The sequence below is a fragment of the Micromonospora sp. AMSO12t genome (assembly GCF_008806585.1).
Taxonomy (GTDB): Bacteria; Actinomycetota; Actinomycetes; order Mycobacteriales; family Micromonosporaceae; genus Micromonospora; species Micromonospora reichwaldensis.
Map to the genome: position 1 here is coordinate 1 of NZ_WAAS01000455.1, position 2549 is coordinate 2549.

The following is a 2549-nucleotide window of genomic DNA, read 5'->3' on the forward strand; positions in this document are numbered from 1 at the left end:
TGCGGCGGGGTGGGGCCGAGCACGGGCAGGCCGGCGAGCCGCCAGGCGACGAAGCCGCCGACGACGTCCGTGGCGTGGCGCAGCCCGAGATCCTGGAGGGCGGCGGCGGCCAGCGAGGAGGTGTAGCCCTCCTGACAGATGACCATCACCCGCAGGTCGTAGCCGACGGCCTGCGGCAGCCGGGCCGGACAGCGGGGGTCGAACCGCCACTCCAGCACGTTGCGCTCGATCACCAGCGAGCCCGGCACGGTGCCGTGGGCGGCCCGCTGGGCGGCCGGGCGGATGTCCACCAGCAGGGCCCCGCCCCGGTGCGCCAGGTGTGCGCGCTCCGGGTCCAGCCGGTCCAGCCGCACCCGGGCGGCGGCCAGGATCTCGTCGATGCCCCGGGAGCCCGGCGGCGCCACCGGGGCCGGACACGCGTGCGGGTCGTCGGTCTGCGGCATGGTCGTTCCCTCCACTGGTTGCTGACGGTGCACGTACGACGGCGGGCCGCCGGCGCGGGGCGGGCGGCGCGCAGGGGGTCGCGGGCGGCCCGGGCGCGACGGCGCCGCGCTCACCAGGCCACCCCGGCCTCGGCCACCTCGGCGACGCGCAGCCGGCCGTCGGTGAGCCGGTAGCTGGTCATCCGGCGCAGTGCGGGCCGGTAGACGTGGACGCTCACCGCCGGCTCGTCGTCCCGGTTGGACACCAGGTGCACGTGCCGCGGGCCGAAGCGACGCCCGGACCCGGCCGGCAGCCGGTGCGGGCGGAGCACGCCCCCGCCGACCGTCTCCTCGGTCAGGACTCCGGAGACGACCAGGAACGCGCCGCCGCAGCCACCGTGGTCGTGCAGATCGGTGCCCTGGCCGGGCAGCCAGCTCAGCGCCCACACCTCGTGGTCGGTCTCGTGCGCGAGCCGGGCGTACCAGCGGGAGACCGGGTCGAAGCGCAGCGGCACCGGCCAGCGGGCGGGGTCGGCGGCCCACCGCCGGGCGGTGGCGAGCAGGTCGGGTGGGCGTCGGTCGGGCATGGCGGTCCTCGCGGTTCGGCGGTGCGTCGACCAAGCATAGGCTGCAAACCCTATTGGTTTAGTATGCAATCCCAGGGGCTGGGACGCGGCAGCGGCGGACCGGCGGATCCACCCGGCAGGCCGGCCGAGCAACGCACCAGGGGAGCGTCCGACTAACCTGGACCGGTGAGTGAGGAACTCGACGCGGAGACGCTGGCGTTCGCGCACCGGATGTTCGACCTGGCCCGCGACGGGGCCACCGCCGAACTCGCCGACTACGTCGACGCGGGGCTGCCAATCGACCTGACCAATGACAAGGGCGACACCCTGCTGATCCTCGCGGCGTACCACGCCCACGCCGAGACCGTCGCCGCGCTGCTCGCCCGCGGTGCCGACCACTCCCGGACCAACGACCGGGGCCAGACGGCACTGGCCGCCGCCACCTTCCGCAGCAGCGCCGAGGCCGTCCGGGCGCTGCTCGCCGCCGGGGCCGACCCGCACCACGGCAACCCGTCGGCGGTGGAGACCGCCCGCTTCTTCGACCTGCCCGAGATGCTCTCGCTGCTGGCCGCGCCGACCGGCTGACGCCGACGCCCGGCGCATCCGGTCCGCGCCCGGTATACAGGGTCGGTGGAGGATCCGCTGCCCGAACAGATGCGCACCGCCGCCACGGCGCTGCTGGCCGCGCTGGACGAGCCCGCCCGCGCCCAGGCCGCCCACCGGTTCGACGACGAGGCGGCCCGCCGCTGGCTCGAGTACCGGCCGCGACCCCGGCCCGGGGTCTGCCTGGCCGACCTCGACCGCGCCGGGCGCAAGGCCGCGCACCGGCTGCTGGCCACCGCGCTGAGCCCACCGGCGTACGCCCAGGCGATGGCCATCGTCGCGCTGGAGGAGGTGCTGGACCGGGCGGAGGGATGGCGCCGGGGCCGGCACAGCGGCGACTACTGGGTGGCAGTCTTCGGCGACCCGGCCCGCGACGACGCCTGGGCGTGGCGCCTGGAGGGGCACCACCTCTCGGTGAGCATGACCGTGGTGGCCGACCAGGTCTCCCCCGCGCCGATCTTCCTCGGCGCCAACCCGGCCACCGTCCGGTACGCCGGCCGCCCGGTCTCCCGGCCGCTGGGCGTGGAGGAGGACCTGGCCCGCGCCCTGCTCGACGCGATGGGCCCGGCGGGCCGGACGGCGGCGATCGTCGCCGACGAAGCGCCCGGGGACATCATCAGCGCCACCCGCGCCCGGGTGGACGGGCCGCTGGAGCCGCTCGGGGTGCCCGCCGACCGGCTCGGGCCCACCGGGCGGGCCCTGCTGGACCAGCTCGTGGCGCTCTACCTGGACCGGCTCCCACCCGAGCTGGCGGTCCGGGAGGCGCGCCGGCTGGACTCCGGGCAGCTGCACTTCGCCTGGGCCGGCCCGACGGCGCCCGGCCGGCGCCACTACTACCGCGTGCAGGGCGACGACCTGCTCATCGAGTACGACAACACCACCGACGACGGCAACCACGCGCACACCGTCCTGCGCCGCCCGGCCAGCGACTTCGGCGCGGACGTCCTCGCCGCCCACC

4 protein-coding genes are annotated in these 2549 nt (G+C 76.6%); 2 read left to right on the top strand and 2 right to left on the bottom strand.

Translation table 11 applies throughout. The annotated features are described in order from the left end of the window. Together F6X68_RS32145 and F6X68_RS32150 are read right to left on the bottom strand one after the other, a co-directional pair. On the bottom strand, positions 1 to 443 hold a 443-nt coding region (locus F6X68_RS32145), incomplete at its 3' end, for a rhodanese-like domain-containing protein (protein WP_151457757.1). Positions 444 to 553: 110 nt separating this feature from the next. Then, complete coding sequence (locus F6X68_RS32150; RefSeq protein ID WP_151457758.1) at positions 554 to 1009, bottom strand: cysteine dioxygenase family protein; 456 nt, start codon at positions 1007 to 1009, stop codon at positions 554 to 556. A 165-nt stretch (positions 1010 to 1174) separates the two neighbouring features. On the opposite strand from F6X68_RS32150, the gene F6X68_RS32155 reads away from it, so the two are divergent. Both F6X68_RS32155 and F6X68_RS32160 read left to right on the top strand, forming a co-directional pair. Further along, a complete protein-coding gene (locus F6X68_RS32155; protein WP_151457759.1) occupies positions 1175 to 1573 on the top strand; it encodes an ankyrin repeat domain-containing protein in 399 nt (132 codons plus the stop codon). 45 nt (positions 1574 to 1618) lie between these two features. After that, on the top strand, positions 1619 to 2549 hold a 931-nt coding region (locus tag F6X68_RS32160), incomplete at its 3' end, for a DUF3500 domain-containing protein (protein ID WP_192581640.1).